At 41.1% G+C, this 21144-nt stretch carries 15 protein-coding genes; 2 read left to right on the plus strand and 13 right to left on the minus strand.

What is annotated here, in order from left to right; genetic code table 11:
* Positions 1-12: 12 nt before the first annotated feature.
* The 9 genes from tssH to PE36_RS02535 all read right to left on the minus strand — a co-directional run bounded on the left by tssH (position 13) and on the right by PE36_RS02535 (position 11174).
* Positions 13-2622 (minus strand): type VI secretion system ATPase TssH, encoded by a 2610-nt coding sequence (gene tssH / locus PE36_RS02495; protein ID WP_006030371.1) that lies wholly within the window; start codon positions 2620-2622, stop codon positions 13-15.
* Between the two features lie 8 nt (positions 2623-2630).
* Positions 2631-3611, minus strand: coding sequence for a type VI secretion system baseplate subunit TssG (locus PE36_RS02500; RefSeq protein WP_006030372.1), 981 nt, complete (start codon positions 3609-3611; stop codon positions 2631-2633).
* Positions 3593-5377 (minus strand): type VI secretion system baseplate subunit TssF, encoded by a 1785-nt coding sequence (gene tssF, locus PE36_RS02505; protein WP_006030373.1) that lies wholly within the window; start codon positions 5375-5377, stop codon positions 3593-3595. Before tssF ends, PE36_RS02500 begins: the two co-directional genes overlap by 19 nt.
* Entirely contained in the window at positions 5370-5792 is a 423-nt protein-coding gene (gene tssE / locus PE36_RS02510) for a type VI secretion system baseplate subunit TssE (protein WP_006030374.1), read from the minus strand. The genes tssF and tssE overlap by 8 nt, the downstream gene beginning before the upstream one ends.
* 2 nt (positions 5793-5794) lie before the next feature.
* Positions 5795-7165: a type VI secretion system contractile sheath domain-containing protein gene (locus tag PE36_RS02515; RefSeq protein WP_043993690.1), complete on the minus strand. Its 1371-nt coding sequence runs from the start codon at positions 7163-7165 to the stop codon at positions 5795-5797.
* Between the two features lie 41 nt (positions 7166-7206).
* A complete protein-coding gene (gene tssC, locus PE36_RS02520) occupies positions 7207-8688 on the minus strand; it encodes a type VI secretion system contractile sheath large subunit (RefSeq protein WP_006030376.1) in 1482 nt (493 codons plus the stop codon).
* Positions 8688-9197 carry a type VI secretion system contractile sheath small subunit gene (gene tssB / locus PE36_RS02525; RefSeq protein WP_006030377.1) on the minus strand — a complete coding sequence of 170 codons (510 nt, stop codon included), beginning with the start codon at positions 9195-9197 and terminating at the stop codon, positions 8688-8690. Before tssB ends, tssC begins: the two co-directional genes overlap by 1 nt.
* 66 nt (positions 9198-9263) lie before the next feature.
* The gene (locus tag PE36_RS02530; RefSeq protein WP_043993693.1) at positions 9264-9782 is read right to left on the minus strand and encodes a type VI secretion system tube protein Hcp; all 519 of its coding nucleotides are present in this window, start codon (positions 9780-9782) and stop codon (positions 9264-9266) included.
* A gap of 39 nt (positions 9783-9821) precedes the next feature.
* On the minus strand, positions 9822-11174 hold the full coding sequence (locus PE36_RS02535; protein ID WP_006030379.1) for an ImpA family type VI secretion system protein: 1353 nt from the start codon (positions 11172-11174) through the stop codon (positions 9822-9824).
* A gap of 602 nt (positions 11175-11776) precedes the next feature.
* On the opposite strand from PE36_RS02535, the gene PE36_RS02540 reads away from it, so the two are divergent.
* Complete coding sequence (locus PE36_RS02540; RefSeq protein WP_006030380.1) at positions 11777-13603, plus strand: hypothetical protein; 1827 nt, start codon at positions 11777-11779, stop codon at positions 13601-13603.
* Between the two features lie 334 nt (positions 13604-13937).
* Here PE36_RS02540 and PE36_RS02545 read toward each other — a convergent pair whose 3' ends face one another.
* Together PE36_RS02545 and PE36_RS02550 are read right to left on the minus strand one after the other, a co-directional pair.
* A complete protein-coding gene (locus tag PE36_RS02545) occupies positions 13938-15278 on the minus strand; it encodes a HAMP domain-containing sensor histidine kinase (RefSeq protein ID WP_006030381.1) in 1341 nt (446 codons plus the stop codon).
* Positions 15271-15957 carry a response regulator transcription factor gene (locus PE36_RS02550; RefSeq protein WP_006030382.1) on the minus strand — a complete coding sequence of 229 codons (687 nt, stop codon included), beginning with the start codon at positions 15955-15957 and terminating at the stop codon, positions 15271-15273. Before PE36_RS02550 ends, PE36_RS02545 begins: the two co-directional genes overlap by 8 nt.
* 453 nt (positions 15958-16410) lie before the next feature.
* On the opposite strand from PE36_RS02550, the gene PE36_RS02555 reads away from it, so the two are divergent.
* Complete coding sequence (locus PE36_RS02555) at positions 16411-16671, plus strand: glutathione S-transferase C-terminal domain-containing protein (RefSeq protein WP_006030383.1); 261 nt, start codon at positions 16411-16413, stop codon at positions 16669-16671.
* An 81-nt stretch (positions 16672-16752) separates the two neighbouring features.
* Here the strand turns inward: PE36_RS02555 and PE36_RS02560 are convergent, their stop codons facing one another.
* Positions 16753-19920: a multidrug efflux RND transporter permease subunit gene (locus PE36_RS02560; protein ID WP_006030384.1), complete on the minus strand. Its 3168-nt coding sequence runs from the start codon at positions 19918-19920 to the stop codon at positions 16753-16755.
* A complete protein-coding gene (locus PE36_RS02565) occupies positions 19920-20984 on the minus strand; it encodes an efflux RND transporter periplasmic adaptor subunit (RefSeq protein ID WP_006030385.1) in 1065 nt (354 codons plus the stop codon). Before PE36_RS02565 ends, PE36_RS02560 begins: the two co-directional genes overlap by 1 nt.
* Between the last annotated feature and the right edge of the window lie 160 nt (positions 20985-21144).

Raw genomic sequence — 21144 nt, forward strand, 5'->3', positions numbered from 1 at the left:
TGCTCCATTTATTTAATTAATGGCAATTGCCACGGCACCATCTACAACACTGATATTGACGCTGGTGATGCTTTGCCCTTCACTTATTCTCGTGATACATTGCGTCGCCAGTTCTGGTACTAATCGACGATTAATGATTTGTTCAATGGCTCTAGCACCTGTTTCTGGCGAATTATTTTGGCTCACTAAATAATCCACCAAGTCACTGTCATAACTGAACTCAGCGTTATAATAACCACTCACTCTTTTCTCAATTCGACGTAAAGAAAGACGCGCAATTTCAGCCATTTCAGTATCATTGAGAGGGAAATATGGCACCACGGTCGTACGACCAATAAAGGCAGGTTTAAAATACTGCTGTAAAGCAGGCGAGATCGTCTGAGTCAAAGCAGATACATCTGGACGCTCGATCTGGCAGGCATCAACAACCGCACTATCTGCCGCATTAGATGTCATGATGATAAGCGTATTTCTAAAGTCAATTTCACGACCTTCACTGTCTGAAATAGTGCCTTTATCAAAGATTTGATAAAATATATCGTGAACACCGGGATGCGCTTTTTCCATTTCATCAAGTAACAATACCGAGTAAGGATTTTTACGTACCGCTTCGGTTAACACACCACCTTTACCGTAACCAACATAACCCGCAGGCGAGCCAAGTAGCATTGATACTTTGTGCTCTTCTTTAAATTCAGTCATATTGATGGTCGTGATATTTTTCTCACCACCGTAAAGCAGATCCGTTAATGCCAACGCGGTTTCTGTTTTACCCACACCACTCGGTCCACACATTAAGAACACACCGACGGGTTTACGTGGATCAGTTAATCCAGCGCGAGACATACGAATCGCTTTGGCTATTTCATGAATAGGAGCATGTTGCCCAATAACACGTTTTCCGAGTTCAGCTTCAAGGTTAAGTAAACGTTTCACATCATCTTTAACCATGTTACCAACAGGGATCCCAGTCCATAACGCAATCACTTCAGCAATAGTCTGCTTATCTACCTGTGCCATCACCAAGGGGGACTCACCTTGAATACTGCGCAGTTCCGTCATTTTTTCACTTAACAGTGCCTGCATTGGCGTATCTGCAACCTGTTCACCCGCAAGAAAACGTTCTCCAATAACATCCTGTAATCTTAAAATTTCGGTCACACATTCTTTTTCTATATTCCAACGCGAGTTTAACGCCTCGTATTCAGACTCCAGTTGATTACATTTCTGTTCAATCGCCACCAATTTTTCAGTGCCGTTCGCATACATCGCATCTTCATATGTAAACGAGGTACGCTCATTGTGCGCATAACGGATCTGTTCAGCTAACCCATCTAATTGTTGCGGTAATGCACTCTGGCTCAAGCCAATACGTGAACACGCCGTATCTAATAAACTAATCGCTTTATCAGGTAATTTTCGTTCTGGTAAAAAGCGTATTGACAACTGAACCGCAGCTTCAATTGCTTCTTCCAATACCGCCACGTTATGGTGTTTTTGCAAACTACCCGCAACACCTCGTAGCATTTGAATGGCATCTTCTTCACTCGGTTCACCCACAGCAACAAGCTGAAAACGACGCGTCAGTGCGGCATCGGTTTCAAAATACTGCTTATACTCAGCCCACGTTGTTGCAGCAATCGTTCTAAATTCCCCACGTGCTAACGCTGGTTTTAATAAGTTGGCCGCATCATTTTGTCCTGCAGCACCACCTGCGCCAATTAACGTGTGAGCTTCATCAATGAACACAATAATTGGGCGTTCAGATTGCTTCACTTCCGTTAACACATCTTTCAAACGGTTTTCAAATTCACCTTTGATACTTGCACCCGCTTGTAATAAAGACAGATCCAGTGTACGTAACTCCACATTCATCATTGACGGAGGCACGTTACCATCAACAATTTGCTGTGCTAATCCTTCAACAATCGCGGTTTTACCCACACCCGGATCACCTACAAGGATCGGGCTGTTTTGACGACGACGGCACAGAATATCAATCGATTTACGGATTTCAGGATTACGCCCTGAGATTGGATCTAATTCACCTTTACGTGCTGCTTCAGTTAAATTGTGCGTATATTTATCAAGTGCAACAGTACCCACAGACTCATTCGGAGCCATGTCATTATGTTGTACTTCACCTGCGGTTGTTTGAGCGCCTTGCTTCGTGGCAACACTTTTTAATGATTCAATCGATACCGTGTTCAACCATGTGGTCAATTCACCGTTGTATCCACCTTGTTCAATACGCTGCTTGAGTACGAGGAGTACGTGATAACCATTAATTGACGCGTTACTGTGGTTAAGCGACGCTAATAACCAGCAATCTTTAAGCAGTTCAATCAACGAAGGTGAAAGCGATGGCGAACTGTCGTTGCCACGTGCTAAACAATTTAAGTTCCGGTTAAGCAAATCAATAATTTGTTCACGCTCAATACTGCTTTGCGATAACACGCCTTGCCAACCTGATTTTGACTCATTTAATAATTGATAAAACCAGTGTTCAACATCGACACTAAAATGTGTTCGAGCCATACAATCTGCAGCAGCCTGCTCAAGAGCGCTCTTTAATGTTGGCGTTAATCGCGTCACTAGTTTTTGTAATTCAACGTTAATCATGCAGTGTCCTACTTTAGTTTTAGTGGCATAACCACATACTGTTGTGTTATTTCAGTCGATGCCAACCTCGCGGATTGACTTAATCGCACACCATAACTCGCATCTCGAGTTAACTGACAAGCCGGTAATTGTTGTCCAGCCACTTTCATTGCTAAGTTGATTTTGATATTCGAGCCCATGTAATGGCGAATAAATGCGTCGATGGCATCGCTCAAGACTTTGTTTTTATTGAGCTGTTCAAAGTTTTGATGATTGGGTTTCACTTTGACGTCAAGTTGTTGAAATGCGGTAACCGCACTTTTCCCAAGCAATGCGTCAAAGCCCAACTGGTTGTTTTGCCCTGTTGCGCCTAAGTGTGTCAAGCAGCACCCTAATAGCGGCTGATATTCAATATCGCCATGATCGACTTCAAACTCATACCCAAAATAATCCGCTAATAAGTGCTTGAGTGTTGTTAGACATGTCACCTTCGATCCCATTAACCCGGAGTATTGAATAAGGTGCCCTTGTGGTAACGCAGTATTAATACTCGTGTCACCCGCAAGGCTAGACAACATCGTAGTGAGTGATTTGTGATGACGGTTCCAGCTAAACCGCTCTTCTTCCGCTTGGATAACGATGTTGTTCTTGGTTTCGGTCTGGCAATAAAGGCGAAAATAGCGATTATTAAAACCATCCAAAAAATCGACTAAGGCGCTATTACCTTGCTCAAATGACTCACGTAACGCTTCGCTGTAGTTATAACGAGGCATGACCCCTTGACTGCCAGACAGCGCGGGTAAGTCACACGTAAAATGCCATGAATTGTCAGTGTATTGCTGAACTTCAACAATGTCTGATTGATGGTATGACGGCAGTAAATGCGTAATAAAATCAAGCTCAGGACGCGCGCCTAACTTAGCCGCATGATGCTTCACTAACTGCACCGCCTGCGGTAATTCAAACTTATAAGGCGCGCAACGTAGCGAGCCTAATATAGATTTTTGCATCCGAGCCTCCGTGGGAAAACACGGTATTCGCCTTCTCGACCATCAAGTAATATCACGACTTGTGTAAAGCTATTAAAACCAGAGAAATACGCAAAAAATCGATCCAATAATTGGGCGAGTAGCTCAACCCCACCAGCAAGACCCGTCGGGTTTATTGTCACGCTCAGTCGTGTGCCATTAGCAAAACAACTTTTCCCCGAAATACGCACAGGCGCAACAACATGCGCTTGCGACAAACCTTGAATGGATTCGATATAAGCACTGTTTTTGGCACTATTGTTGTGGTTATAAAGTTGCAGCATGACTTTTAATGCCGACACCGGATCATCGTTACCAAACAGGGCTTGATAGTTAAAATGTAAGTGCGCCAATAGCGGCCAAGCGCCTTGCTCACCAGTGTTGATGTTAGTTTGTTTTGTCGGGCGACGTAATAACGTCAAATCCGCAGGTAAAGAAATAGAGTCGTGACAATGTAACTGACAAGACGTAGACAATTGGCTCGCCGCATTGCCATTTGTGCAGGTCGTCGAGATTAACCAAGTGTGTGCTGATTTATCAACATGACTGTGGTCTAAATTTGCAACACGCAATGCACTCGACACCGACTGGTCGCTCATATTTTCAGACTGCGATAACTGCCAACGTAATCCTATTTCAGCACCGTTAAATTTTTCACCGTATAGCGGCGGTACATTTCGGGGTTTCTGTTCAGTTACGTCCGTTACATCATCAACCGAAAATAACTGTAACTGCGCTTGTCCACCAACATCCAGCATGATTGGATACTGCGACTGGCTAAAATCGACACGTAATGGCTCTGCGGTGATGGACTGTAAGTTAATGATAGGCGAACAGAATAAATGAAAATTATTAACACCTAAGCTACGTGCTAACTCCACTGGCATGTCGTCTAAAAAAAATCGGATTTTAAGTGTGTTGGTATTGGCATGCTGCAATGCCGACGATAACGCTAACTTAATCGCATGGAATCGCTCTGCAAACATAAAAAATTCGGTTAATAACTTAAAACCACCGAAACTACGTACACTATAAGGTAAGACGAATTCTTGCTCTTCAAAACCAACCGGCAAGAGGGCGTCAGCCCCTAATAAAACAACGCTGTCGTCATATTGAATTGAGATCTGTTGGATCCCCGAAAACAAATGATCGTAAAGGCGCAATATTGTAGATGTTTCACCCCGCAAAAATAACGATAATTCCGTCAGTTCCAAATCAGAAAACAGGATCGTTGGATCTGTCGTTGTTAATGTCAGTTCAAGCATCGCTTTCGCATGCTCAGCCCCTTTTGGCTTTTGAATATCAAAGGGAGCAATAGACGCTGAACAATCCGTTAAGGTGATCGGATATAAATCAACATCTTGCGTTGTGCGGAACACCAAGGTGTCGGTATCGACATCATCAAGTCCTAAGTGCGTTCCGCGAGGCAGAGTGTACTTTGCAGTGACTTCTTCGCGAGGCAGCATTTTAACCATGCTATAAGCAGGCACAGGGCGTAGATAATGTGGAAATAAAAGTTGTAACAAGCTATCCGTTAACTGCGGGTAATCCTCATCTAAACGCTGTTGTAAACGAGCATTCAACAAGGCCACGCTATCAATAAGACGTGTCACTTGCGGGTCATCAATACTATCGCGACTGATCCCAAGTGACTTAGCGGCACCGGGATGGCGTTGAGCAAAGTGACCCGCATCTTGGCGAATAAATGCTAACTCTTGTTCAAAATAACTTAATAATGATTCAGACAAAGTTAGTTTTCCTTACATCGACACTGCTTGTGGTGAAATCTAAGCTTGAATCAAACACAACAAGCTCTTCACCAAACTCGCTGACGATCACGCCTTCGATTCTAAATTTCAGTTTATTCGTGACGACTGACTCTTCTTCCAGCTCAATATTAAGCTCCTTAATGCGAGGTTCGAATGTCGTAATTAACTGCTTAATACTTTGTAAAATATGTTCACTATTGGCTCTATTCTGGCCTCTCACCGCATGGCTCATACCCAGTAAAGCGATAGATTCATCAGTATATTTAGCAACATCATCATCGCCCCAAATGGGCGCTTTAGCAGAAAGTAATGATGCAATATTTTCAATAATAGCATCGCGAAGATCATCAATATTCGCAGTCCAATCACCTTTCATTTTTGCAAACAGACTCATGATTATTGCTCCCCTAATTTTGTTGCGGGCACGTCGGTAAGCAGCACTATGTGGGTGTCTAACATTTCATATTGATATTGCGGCTGTAGGTTTATTTGGCAACGGTATTTTGTTGGATCAAGCAGGTCTTGCGTAAAATTAACATCAGCGCGTTTAAGGGGATAACGGGCCATGACAGACTCATCACCAAAATCAACGCCACTGATATATTGGTTTAACCATTTTTCTAACGATCGCTGACATGTAGACGGGCTATCAAAGCTACCGATTTGGTCGCGGATCTGCGCTTTAATGTAATGACCAAAACGACAGGCCATGAGATTGGTCTGTAACATACCACTCATTTTTTCAGTTTCAGTCGTTGCCTTCCACACAGACTGATTACTGAAAATGCCTTTTTGACCGCTGAGATAGACACTTGATAAAGGAACAAACCCTTGTGCAGACCAAAATTCATCATTTTCACTAAACAGATCAATCCGTGATAACAGTGGCTCTTGCTGACCATTACCGACTTGCACTATCGCGCCGTAACGCCCGCGTTCATCGTAGGCACGTAAAAAACCAAACCAACTGATACGGTCAAATTCACGGATCACGTTTGCAGCCAATAAATACGCTGCATTTCCCCACAGTACATGTTCCGTCAGCGCTCGTTCGTTAAACACAAACCCGGCTTGGCAATGCTGATAAGGGCTTCTTAAATGGTATTCAGGTAACACCAAATTTAAGAAACGACTCGCACTATGAGAACGCAATAACTGCCAACTTTGTAAATCTGAACTGCTTAAAATACGCTGTATACGTTTATGGTCAGGCATTAATCGAGCGGGTTCGTCACCAAAGAAATACGGATCCACGCCAAGGCTTACAGGGCACAACGCACGTTCACCTAATTCACCTAATAACTGCAGTGTGTACAGATCATCAAAATCAGCATCATCATCTAAGTCAGACTGAATAAGATGGTCAACAACCAACAGTCCAAAGGGGTGCCCGCCTGCAGTATCGAGTTCTTTTGCGTATATTTTTTGATATAACGCACTGCGAGTGACATTGAAAGATTGATTAAGATCGGCAGACACCATGTCCCAGCTAAGGTCTAATAACTTAATGTGCACACGGCGTTGCGAAACTGGCAGTAAAACTAAGCTATGTAGTCCTAACCAGCGCGCTTCCAATTCTTTGAAATCAGTGGCTTGCATGACAGCAGAAAGTTGCTCGCTCATGACATCATCAAGTTGCGTGATCAGTTTACTTAACTGTGATTTGAATTCTGAACGATTATCGTTCTGAGCATGGTTTAACAGCATCCGCCACAGCCCTGCATCCGTCAGGACGTTGGCGGATGATGTTAGATTTGATGTACTCATAACAACCTCAACAACCCGAGGGGTCCCCCGGGCATCAACTATTAACCTGGAATATTAGCAACCATACGTAATGACGATGTTAACTCTTCCATTTGTAACCAAGGGCGTAAATAAGCCACGGCAGAATAACAACCAGGGCGACCCACTTGTTCTTCAACTGTTACTTTTGCTTCAACCAATGGATGTGTTGATTTTGCTTCATTGCCAATCGCACTTGGATTAACATACTGGTGGAGCCAGTTACTTAGTTCTTTTTCAATAGTACCCGGATCTAAGTTAGAACCAATACGATCACGGCCCATGACTTTTAGGTACTGTGCGATTCGGCTACTTGCCATGGTGTAAGGCAAGCGTGCTGAAATGGCTGCGTTTGCAGTCGCATCAGGATCGGTATACGTTTTTGGCTTATGCGCCGTTTGAGCACCCATGAATACGGCGTAGCTCGTATTTTTATAATGCACTAACGGTAAGAAACCTAAGTCACTCAGTTCTTTTTCACGTTCATCTGTTAGGTTTACTTCAGATGGACATTGTTGAACTAAATCACCCGCTGGTGTGTAGTAAGTAAAGTTCGGTAGGTTTTCAACTTTACCGCCATTATCATTACCACGAATAGCAGTGCACCAACCGAATTGTGTATATGCTTGCGTTAACAATAAACCGTATTCAAACGCAGCATTACTCCACACAAGATCATCTTGCGTCTCTGGGTAAGCATTGCCGTTAGCGTCATGTTTCAATTCTTCAAAATCAAATGACTTAACAGGTACTGTTTGTTTACCATAAGGTAAACGTGCAATTGTTTTTGGTAGTGTTAGTGCAACATAACGCGAATCATCACTTTCACGGAATGCATTCCAGCTAGCGTAAGCAGGTGAATCAAAACCAGCGGCGACTGGTTTACCTTCGTTAAAGTTAACGAATGAACTAAAATCAAACATGCTTGCATTTGCAGCCGCAATAAATGGTGAATGAGATGCCGCAGCAACTTCACCCATATAACGCATTAGCGCTACATCTTCATCGCCATAACCAAATTCGTAATCACCCAACAATGCACCGTAAGGTTGGCCACCAGCTGTACCAAATTCTTCTTGATAAATCATCGTAAATAAACGGCTACGATCAATCGCTGGCGCATCTTCAAATTGCTCTAATAATTCATCTTTCGTGTAGTCCGCAAGCTTAATCTTTAAGTTTGGGCCTAATTCACTATTTTTAACTAATTTTTGCAGACCTAACCAAGTACCTTCCAGCTTTTGGAACGCCTTGTTTTGCATCACTGTTGAAAGCTGTTCAGAGATTTTTACGTCTAATGCAGAAATCGCTTTTTCGATTGTTAGTGTTAGGTTTTTATCCCAAGTAACAGTACCGTCTAGCGCTTGTAAAGTGAGTACAGATAGTAATTCTTTGGTCGTGTCTGCTGGTGTTTGTGTTGTTGCTGAAATAGCGCGGTCAAGAAAGTTTAATTCACCTTCTGCGGCACCGGCTTGTTCTGTTGCAGCTTGTTGTTCCGTGCTCATTATTCAGTCTCCCCAGTTTTTACACCTAGCTCTTCAGCTAAATGTTGAATTGAATCGGTACTTTGTAGTACTTCTTTCAATAAGCGTTCTAGATCACGAGAGCGATCCGCTTTGCTTAGTAATTCTTTTAACTGGTTACGTGTTTCAACCAATTTTTTTAGGGGAGCAATTTGTTGAACCAAACGTTCAGGATGAAAATCATTCATTGAACTTAGCTTCAGGTTAACTTCAAATTGGCTATCATCATTTGTTAATTTGTTGTCAACTTTATATGACAATGACGGGCTAATTTGTCCCATCACAGCATCAAAATTATCTTTATCAACACCAGTGAACTCACGTTCTTCTAGGTCAATTTTATCACTTTCAGCTTTATGACCAGAGAAGTCACCAATAACACCTACGACAAAGGGCAATTCTTTGGTTTCTGTTGCGCCATTAGTTTCAACATCATAGGTGATACTGACACGGTTTTTACTTATACGCTTATGTTGTGAGTTGAGAGCCATACTTCCCTACCTTTTATTTTAACAAAAATAAAGCGGTGCGCTGCCTAAGAAACACACCGGTCAAAATTATTTAGTTCCAGAAATTAACTTACCTTGTGGAACGTTGTAAGAAACAAGACCGCCGTCTTCTAGTTTACCGCCATCAAGTTCATGACGATGTTTCTTATCAACTTGGATGTAAGAAAGTGAGATGCTTTCGAACGGTTGAGAACCGTCGCTGCCACTTAGGTTGTATGAAACAACACGTGCTTTTTTTAGACCTACTTGGTAATAAATTTCAGCACCAGAACCATCACGTGCAGCTTTAGTAAATACGATATCAACATTTTTACCTTCAACACCAGGACTGAATAGGAACGATAAAAGATCTTCAGAAGCACCACAAAGTTCTTTTGTAATACTTACTTCGCTCATAGCAACCATGCCTGAGTCAGCATTATTACCACTACCAATTTCCATTGCTACTTGACGAACAGCGCCCCAGCTATATGAATTCAAAGCAAACCAACCATCTTGTGGTAAACCTTCAATTGTTGCGCCACCTTTAACTTTAACGCCATCAACTCTCATATATATACTAGCCATGATATTCCTCACTTATTTCTACTTGGGATTGAAAACCAATTACCAGAGAGAATTACTACTCGAGGTAGATACTGGTTCTTCTTGAACTTCTTCTACAGAGACAGCCGTTACATTGTTCAAAACAGAGTGACTCGATGTTGTACTGACTGCTCTCGTGTTGTGTTGCACAGATGTAGATTTATCCACACCTGACAGCGGTAACATTTTTTTGTGCATTGGCTGAATAACATTCGTATCCCCGTTCTCATCAAGAGCGGATAGATGAAACACTTGTTTAATCGTATCCTCTTGATTTAATAACAGCTCAGACATCAACTCAGGAAGTGATAAATAGCCCCAACGAATTGCTTTTTCTAACAAATAAGAGACCGGGCTATGTGGTTCTACTTTCCTAAACGATTCAGCTAACGTTCGTAGTTGATGAAACGCATCATCGCGATTGAATTCTTGATTATTAACAGGTAAACCATCTAACAAAGCGTAATCAGTAACACTATCTTCTTTAACTTCCATATTCTTTTCGCCGCCATCAACATGATTGATTTCATCTGTTTCAGGTTGTATATCAGCCTTAATCACGCGTTTTTCTTCACTCTTTAAACCTGAGATGTATTCCATCGCTTTCAATATTTTAGTGATCACGCTGACAACAAATTGAAAGCCAGGTTGAGGTAATAAATACTGTTTACATACGCTAGTGACATGTGTTTCAACGGCACGCATAGCCTCTCGTATCGACACTAAATTTTGCATTAAGCTAGTTACTTTAGCCCTTTCACCCAATGCCACATTTTGGTACTGTTGACGTAACTCAGGTAAACCGCCTTTGCGCTCTACACTTAAATAACGCGAATAATTTAAGTCCCCAATTAGCGGTAACATTAAGAAAGGTGAATACACTAAGCTACTGTCTTCACTTTCACCGACTAGTTGTACAAAGCCCTTCACTTTAAATGCGTTAATTTCTTTTAATTTGTCACTTTCTGACTTTATTTTATTGTCAGGGAGTACGGGATGAACCTCGTCCCAATGCCCCTCAACAAGTGCTTGCAACCATTGACTTGCTTCACGCAGCCCATTTAATGCAGGGTCAATGACTATCTGAGCCGCTAGCAGCCAACCCGCTAGCTCAATATCTTTTGATGTCGTTTTAAATATTTCAATCAAACTGCTTGATAAAGAACGCCAGTGTTCAACGTTGGCATCTTGTAAACTATCCATTTCTGCAGGATCTGGTGTCTGCATTAATTGACGCTGAGATGTTTGTGCAACATTAAATTCATTTCTAAGCGGTCTAAACTTTTGTTTATCTGATTTTAAATAAACCCCACAAAATTGGTCATCATCAATTGGTAATAAAAGTAATTCATGTAATGTCTGATTGAATAACATATATGTTCTGATCTATTTAATTTAGACCTATTGTTCCAACAGGTTGGCAGCTTGTAAACAAACTTATCGTAAGCGGACGTAAGCGATGTAAGTCAAGTAACGAATCAGGAGGGTAATAAAAATAATTCAAAGTTAATATTAATACAAATAAAATCCCCAAATAGTGTAACGAACAGAAAGAACAAGAGTAAATATATAACAATCAACATCTTAAATGCGCATGTATCAATGGGTTAATATCACAGCCATCATGGGCATCACAAAAAATAAGACCAGTTAATAAAAACCATTAACCTGAAAAAAGTAGAGTAATAACTTTAATAGATAATATAAAACCAGTATTTATTTGTTTTATATGTAATGAAATTTATTAGACAGTACACTTTATGTTTAGAAATCCAATAAACATTGGAAAACTTACATCAAGTACGTACGAAAGATTAGATGTATTTGGTAGTCGTCTTAATTTATATTCAATTTATTACAACACCTCATTGTAAGTCATTGTAAGAGATTAACTCTAATATAAGAAATCGCATGAGTAGTATGTTACGTTTTGTCTAGCTCGATATTGAGTATAATAATTATATTTTTTTGAGTGAATGGTTTTATTAATTAAAATTATAATAGGAATAGCTAATATGCCAATTCAAAGTCAACCCCACTTAGAATTAGATTTGGGTTTCATCAAAAATAACTTAGGCAAGGCAGGTGTATGCTCGAGAGAATTTGATAAATGGTTAGACCGATTACAAAAAGCATACGGCAAAGTAAATTCCGTCAGAGCTATTCCGGTACTACAAAGAGGGATTGATGGTGTTTACTCGCTGCTTGAAAGTATGAAGTATCGACATCACAAAGGTAACAGTAGTGCATATGAATATGGTGCATCTGCTATTACTGAAGACCCTACTTGGCAATGTCTTGTATCTTCTGTCACACATCATTTTCCTGAACAGGTCAAAGTAGTTAGACCGAGTAGAACACCACATGAGGCAATTAGGGATAAATGTGTTAACCGGACATTTTTTAATTTTATTTTTCAGCAACAACGTCTAGTTGAAATTATGAAACCTAATATTATTGCCCAAGGTGAGTTAGGTCGTCTACAAGTTCAGATTCTTGAAGCACAGATATCCTCTTTGGAAAAAGCATACAATGAGCGAAGTCAGTTCAATGAACAGGTATGGACAATTCTGAATGACTACAAATGTCGTCAGAGTGTCTTTCAGGCTACAGCATCACCGAAAGCAAGTGCAGAAGCAAAGAGTAATAGCTTATCTGCGGATGCTAGTGTTGAGCTTTTTTCCGGTTTAAAAGTTGAAGTAATTAAAGAGTGGGACTTTGCAAATATAATGCGTAATAAGGTAACAGTAAACGCATTAATTGGTGGTAATTTTAAGGCAACAGTAAGTGCTAACGCTAAGATAAATGACATTAGTTACGCGAGTGCTAGTGCCAAAATCGACGAAGCAAAAAAAACCACGAATAAGAGTGGTTTTTCTGATGCCATGCAATTGATACCCGGTATTGATTTAGGTGTAAATGCAGAACTTGCAGCAATGATGGGGGTAAAAGTTACCGTTAAGCATGAGCTTACTGTGGGTCAAATTATGGCAATGACCAATGAAGCTGAACTGTTTGTTGGTGCAGAGGTAAAGGCTTCAGCTTCAGCTACGCTGAACTCAAATAACATTTATGGAAAAGATGAAATAATTTTCGGTAAGCTGGGGGCAAGTGCCTTTGCGGGACTAAAAGCCACAGGCTCGAGTACCGTTACCTTTAAAGCGCGAGGAATCAGTGCAGCATCTGTGAAGGTTTCTGGATCTGTTTCGGCGGGGATAGGCATCACAGCTGAAATTGAAGCATCGGTTCGAACCTCTGGGGATATCAAATTTAAAATTGCAACAGGGGCAACCGCAGGGATCGGCGCTTCAACGTCACTAGGTGCAAGTGTTAATCCCGTTGCCCTTAAGGTGATCTTATGGGATGGTTTCGCTCATCACCTGACAACAAAAAAATACCAAATACGCAAGAATGAAAAACTAGACCGAAATTTAAATACTGTGGCTATTATACGTTGCGGTGAACATGCTCTCATGTCATTAAGTTCTCTAGAAAACGATTATAGAAAAATGGCAGAAGAGCTTTGGAGAATCCCGGTAGATGCTAATTATTCTAATGGTGTTTATCATGATGATCTATCTCGAGGAGCCAAACTTAATGATGCTTATATACGTTCGGTTGAGATGAATCGTGATCGCGGCATGAAGAAAGCCGAGGAGGGAATTATGCGTAGTTCTCAGGTTTTAAGTCAATCGGTTGCAGATAATAAGTCGCATTTAAATAAACAATCTCGAGGTCGAAAAGCAATACGCAGAACGAAAGGATTACTAGCAATACAACCTCCGGTGGGGGCTTGGGTTTAATGCTATTTTAGCGGATATTTTAACGGTAAAAGCACTGAAGGTGAAAATGTTCAGTGTTTTATTTTGGGCCCTTATAACTCCCTGATTTAGCGTTAAATCAGCGAAGAAATAACAGCGGTAAAATAACATTAATAAACCTTCTGGAATATCAGTTAAGTAAGCGTTTGACTAATATTATGTCACCAATATCACAATTATCAAATACAGCGCGAAAGTGCATTCTTGTATATTTTGAATGTAATATTGTCTATCTGCAACATCATTCAAGTTTTCTTAAACGATTGTAATCAAGTAAAACTGTGAACTTCAATGGAAAGTTACGTCACTGCGCCAATTAACTCTTTAAAACAGGGGTCGACCCTTTTCTTTGTACTGGAATCATGAGTTCAAATTTAGCGCCGCCAAGTTTACTTACTGATGGAGCGATTTGACCTCCTAAGCATTTTGAAGCACTTTTCGCAATTGATAGGCCGAGTCCTAGCCCCCCCGAGTTACGGCTTCGGCTGTTATCTAAGCGAGAAAAAGGGATAAAAATCTTGTGATAGTTCTCGGGAAGGATACCAGGACCATCATCTTCAACTGTTATTCTAATGGTATTAGCGAGTTGTACAACGCTTACTTTAACCGTTGACTCGGCATAATTTAACATATTTTTTAGTAAATTATCAAATGCTAAGCGCAAATACATCGGGCTGATATTCATTATTATCTCATCGTCAGCACAATAATTTACATCAATACTATTATGAGTCTGATATAACGCGATCCGAGACTGAATGAAGTCGGTTATTACAATAGATTGTTCATCACAATTATAATGGGAATATTTAGCGCTGACGCGTGAAAATGTAGTTATCTGCTCTGATAATTCAACCATGTCATCTACATAATCATCAATACTATCTAGTAGTTCGATATGTTTACGTCTTGTGAGGTCTTGTTTCAATAGCCCTACAGCCAGTTGTATTCGACTAAGCGGAGTTCTCACTTCATGAGGTAAAGCTTGTGCGAATACCTCACCTTCATCAACGCGTTCGTTGATTGCTTTTGCCATGGCATTAAAGCTGATAGATAAGCCATTAAGTAACGTGGTAGCTTGAAGATCTACGCGTATATTCAGATTTCCGCGACCAAAGGCATGATTTATTTCAACTAAGTGATTTATCTGAATCTGTAACTTACGGATAGGCCAATATAAATTTAGAGCGATAAGAAAAAGCATGAAAGCAAACGTACCGAATAAGATAATATCATCTTCAACACGTTCATCATAAAAGTTTTCACTGATTGTGATCGCCGCAATAGCGCTACGGAGTCGATAGACTGCGAGATATTCGTTATTTTTTTGCATGTAAATATCAACTTTATTAATAGTCTTAATATATTTACATTCCTGGCAAGGAGATAAACTTTTCAATAAGCTAATTTTTTCAATGTTATAGTCATATGAATCAACCTCGGCACGTTGATAAAAATCATCAGCATTCATCAACACATCATTACGCTGAGATTCTAGCTCTTGGTAAACTTGCATCGTATTGTTATAAAAATATGCGGTCTTTTCTTGATAAACAAATATACTCGTTAACCATGCTGTTAATAAAATACAAGCACAGATAACGATCACGATACAGATATAAATATGCGAAAATAATGAGGTCAGACGATTATTCATTGATCAACATATAGCCTTTGTAACGGATCGTTTTTATTATTTTCTGAGTCGAATCATCAATATTGAGTTTCTTGCGTAATCCAGATATACGCATATCAATAGAACGATCAGAAAAGCCATGATCAATACCACGCAGTTGTTGGCAGCACTCTTCCCGGGAAATAACGACCCCCACATTTTTGGTTAATAATAACAGTAGATCATATTCAGAATCGGTGAGTTCTAAAGTTTTCCCTCTAAATTCTACATGTTGCTTTCTCGGATCAATTTTCAATCTTTTTAGCTGAATTGTCTCACTGCCATTTTGTTGTCTGTTTGAGCGGCGTAACAATGCCGTTATTCGTGCAGCCATTATATGAGGACGCACAGGTTTAGTTAAATAATCATCAGCACCAAGTTTGAGTAAGCTAACTTCAGTTAACTCATCATCACTGGCAGTTAATACCAGTATGGGTTCATTGAAAAAAACTCTAGCTTGTGCACAAATATCTCTGCCTGATAAACCAGGTAGCATTAAATCTAAAATAAGTAGGTCAGGTTGATATTGCTTTATAGCAGTCAAGGCTATGGCGCCATCATTAATAATCTTAGTTTGATAACCTTCGCCGTTTAAATACATGGCTGTTAATCTTGCTATTTCATGATCATCTTCGACGATCAATATTCGTGTACTCGGCATTTACCCACCCTTAAATAATATAGATGCTGAGTGAGCCAGTCTAGTGGCACACAAAAGTCGCCGCGAATTATAAACATATTTATGATTCTGTAACCTACCCATTATTGGTACAAAACACAGTGCCAGTTCAAATAACCAAATTAATAGATATTAAGCTATTTAACACCTATTAATTTGAATATAAAGATATTTATATCTTTGACTAACCCAGATCACGACAGGTCGTTACAAACGCTTACAAAAAATAAGTTTAGCTTACGTGAAAATTAAATCTTTCCAGCACCAATTGGATTGACCCGCTAAAACATCAATTTTGTTGGGCTTATAATACTGTGTTATTTTTCATATAATATTGTGTTTAAAATACGACTACGACATGATTTTCAATAAAATTATTATAATTAGAGCTAACCACTGCCAATTTTATACTCATTACAAAACTGTCCTTACGCTATGCGCGCACGACTGGGGTTATTACTCGCCCAACATGCTTATTTAATGGGTGACAAAGTCAGTTTGGCTGATTACGCAATTTTACCACTCGTCCGTCAGTTTGCCCGTGTTGATCGCCAGTGGTACTTGCAAGCCCCTCTACCACACTTACGTAATTGGCTGAATAAACATTTACAAGATCAACGCTTTGCTAAGGCAATGGCGAAATACCCGCAGTGGTTAGAAACTAATGAAGAATTTTTATTTGGACATGCCGACTAAAAACAAAAAAGGGCAAACATAATATCAATTATGTTTGCCCTTATCGTCAATATTACCGCCAGTTAGAACGATAATGAAAAATTAAGCTACCTCTTTCACTACATGCACATCACTTACCTGTGTGTTCGTTTTATCTGTTTTAGCAGCAGACATTTTTGTTGATTGCTCTGCTAATTCCGCTTCTAACATCGCTTCTACATAACCTGGAGAATGTGTTGAGCCTGAAATCAAACGGTACATTGCAGGGATCACGAATAACGTAACCAAGGTCGCAAACGCCATACCGAAGAACACCACAGTACCCACAGCAATACGACTTTCCGAGCCTGCGCCAGTAGACAAGATCAATGGCATAGCACCCGCTAATGTGGTAAATGCGGTCATCAGAATAGGACGTAAACGACGGGCAGACGCATCAATAATCGCTTGTTCAATTGCAACGCCACGATCACGTAGCTGATTGGCAAATTCTACAATTAAAATACCATTCTTAGTCACCATACCAATCAACATGATCATGCCAATCTGACTGTAAATATTCAGACCACCACCCATGACATACAAGCCTAAGAAGCCACCAAACACGCCCATAGGCACAGTAAACATCACCACCATCGGGTTAATAAAGCTTTCAAACTGCGCCGCTAATACTAAATAAGCCACCAGCAGAGCTAAACCAAACACAATTAAAATACTACTTTGGTTTTCTTTAAAGTCTTTTGACTCGCCAGAGTAAGCAATGGAAATATCACTCGGTAATGATGCCACGGCTTGCGCATCCAAAAAGTCCAAGACTTCACCTAAGGTATAACCCTCGCCCAAACTACCGCTTAGGGTAATAGATTTTTGCTTATTGCTGTGCGATAAACGACTTGCCGATGCAACCTCTTCGATTGTGGTAATGGTATCTAACGTGATCAGATCACCTTTAGCACTACGAATATAAATCTGACTTAAATCGTTAACGTTATTAAAGCTATTTTCATCACCACGCAGGTAAACATCATATTCTTCCCCACGTTCGATATAACTGGTTTCACTGCGGCCACCCAGCATGATCTCGAGCGTTGTTGATACTTCATCAACACTGATACCTAATTCACCAGCACGCTCTTTATCAATAGTCACCACCAGCTCAGGGGTTTTCTCTGAATAATCCAGATCACCACCGACTAAGACGCCTGCCTCTTCTGCTTTGGCTTTCAGTAACTCAGCCCACTTTTCGAGTTCCGAATAATCAGAGCCACCTAATACAAATTGCACCGGATCGCTCGATCCACCACGGAAACCAGGCATCATAGGACGTACCATCACATCGGGAATATCTTTTAACGCTTTTGCTACCATGCCTAACGCTTCACCCGCGCTAACACTACGGTCGGCCCAGTCTTCAAGAATGATGATAACAAAGCCCGTTTGATCCCCAGCACGGCCACCAAATGCAGGCGCTTGGGTACTAAACGATTTAATAACACCTTTTCCAACAAGCGGTAATAAACGCCCCTCAACAATATCCATATTCGCGGTCATACGGTTGAAACTGGTCCCTTCCGCACCTTTAACAAACGCGAATAATACCCCGCGATCTTCTTGTGGTGACAGCTGTGATGGCACTTCTTTCATTAACAAGAAACTCCCCGCCACACAGGCGATAATAACCACAGGTGCAACCAAGCGATATGCAATTGCTTTGGTGACAATACCGCGATAACCATTTTCTAAGCGCTGGAATAATCCTTCCATCCACACACTAAAACGACTGGTTTTTTGCTCTGATTTTAACATCTTACTGGCAAGTACAGGGGTTAGTGTCAATGCAATCAACGACGAGAAGATCACTGACATTGCGAGTAATACCGAGAATTCGGTAAATAACAGCCCGACCATACCATCCATAAACGAAATAGGCAGGAATACCATGACTAGCACCATGGTTGTAGCAACAACCGCAAAGCCCACTTCTCGCGTGCCTTTATACGCCGCTAATAATGGTTTTTCACCTTGCTCAATGTGATGGAAAATATTCTCGACCACCACAATGGCGTCATCCACCACCAAACCAATGGATAAGATCAATGCCATTAAGGTGATTAAGTTAATCGAAAAACCAAAATAATAAGCGGCGATAAATGACGAAATCAAAGAAACAGGCACAGTAACTGCAGGGATCAACGTTGCGCGCGCCTGACCAATAAAGATATACAAGACTAATACCACCAAACCACCGGTGATAAATAGCGTGCTATAAACCTCCGAAATAGATTGGTCGATAAACACGGTAGAATCGTAATCCACCGTCAGACTCATACCCTCGGGTAAAAAGGCTTGCATCTTATCGACTTCTGCACGTACCGCAGACGCGACATCCAAAGGATTGGCATCTGATTGTGTGACCACACCTAAGCTCAGGTTAACGATACCATTACTTTTAAATGACGAACTTTCATTTTCAGCGCCTACATACACCTGGGCTACATCGCGTAAATACACCGGATAACCATCACTGGTCGTACGGACAACGAGGTATTCAAAGTCTTGTGGTTGTGCATACAAACGAGCAGTACGCACTGACATTACCGTGGTATCGTTGCGTACTTCACCACCTGGATTCTCAACGTTTTCAGTTTTTAATGCATCGACGATATCACTGGTGGTAACAGCACGGCCAGCCATTAAATCAGGAAACAACTTAACGTACATTACCTGATACAATCCGCCGGATAAATCAACCGAGCTCACCCCCGAGATCAAGCTAAAGCGATCTTCCAATACCCGTTGAGCATAATCGGTAAGCTGAGTACGATCCATTACGGTGGAGTTTAAATTGATATAAACCGAGGGTTCACCACTGCCGTTATCTTTCGATACAATGGGATCATCCGCTTCATCCGGCAAGCTACGCTGCGCTTTGGCAACCGCATCACGAATATCACTGACACCTTCGGTTAAATTCCAGCCCAAATCAAACGTCACCGTAATACGCGACATACCATTACGGGTAACCGATCTTACTTCATCGATACCACTAATACCGGTAATTTGATCTTCAATCACCGAGGTGATCTGGCTTTCCATAATAGATGCCGCAGCACCATCATAACGTGTCATCACGGTGACAACAGGGCTTTCAACATCCGGCATTTCGCGTACCGCAAGTTTACTAAACGACACAGCGCCAAACACACACAGTAACAAGCTGAGTACAATCGCAACAACCGGTCGTTTAACTGACGTATCAGACAACCACATTAGTTAGTCTCCTGTTGATCTGTCAAATCTTTCACTTGCAGTCCGTTACGCATATTAACCAGACCTTGTACGACAATGCGATCGCCAATATCGAGTCCATTTTCAATCAATACTTGGTCAACAATACGTGCACCTAAGAATACTTGAGTTCGCGTGACTCGCTCATCTTCACCGACAACGTATACAAAACGTTTTGTGCCTGAGTATTCTATTGCTTGTACTGGAATAATTGGTTCGTTAATGACAGGAAAAACCACACTTGATGACATCATCATGCCTGGTTTAAGGCGGTTATCGGTATTTTCAAAATTAACGCGTACACGTAAATTTAATGTGTCAGGGTTAATACGAGAATCAATCGCAACAACCTCGCCTTTAAAACGCTGCTCATCCCATGCTCGACTCGTTGCCGTCACGACCATGCCCGTTGATAATTGCGATAAATAACGCTCTGGCACTGCCAGATCAAGCTGCATTGTCGATAAGTCATCCAGCGTTAACAGTTCAGTACCAACCGACACCATTTTACCGCGACTGAAATCTAATAAACCAACCGTGCCAGCAAAAGGCGCGGTTAAATAATGATCATCCATATTTGCTTGTGCAGCCGCTAAACGCGCCTTGGCAATATCCACTAACGCAGTTTGTGCGAACACTTCGGTTTGGGTAATTGCATTACTTTTTACCAGCGTTGCATATTCATTAAGCTTACGCTGCTCATCGGTAAAATAAGCGTTTGCCTCCATCAAGGCCGCTTGTGCTTTACTGTCATCAAGCTGCACTAATAACTGCCCTGCTGTCACCGTTTGATTGGCTGTAATCTTGATACTATCAACCTTACCTGCGACTTCTGGTGCCACGCTGACAAATTGTACTGACTGTAACTTACCAATTAACGAAATAGATTGTGAAACTTCGTGGTATTGCACGGTATCGGTATAGACAGAAACAACACGATCAGGGCCTTGTCCACCTTTCGCGCCTTTGGCCTGGACCGGTATGGTGTAACTAGAAAAACTAAACATCAGTGCGCTAATGATCGCAAGGGAGGTACGTTTATGCATTATGTCTCTTCTATAAAAATGAGCGTGTCTGCCTTCGTCCATGAATAGCAAATCTAAAATTTTGATACCGTATAATACCGCAAAATAGGCAGGGAAATATGGAGGAAATGAGGAGATTAGGGTCAACTAGTGTAAAGTTTGTCAGGATCAAGAAGATATT

It is taken from the genome of Moritella sp. PE36, from assembly GCF_000170855.1.
Classification (GTDB): Bacteria; Pseudomonadota; Gammaproteobacteria; order Enterobacterales; family Moritellaceae; genus Moritella.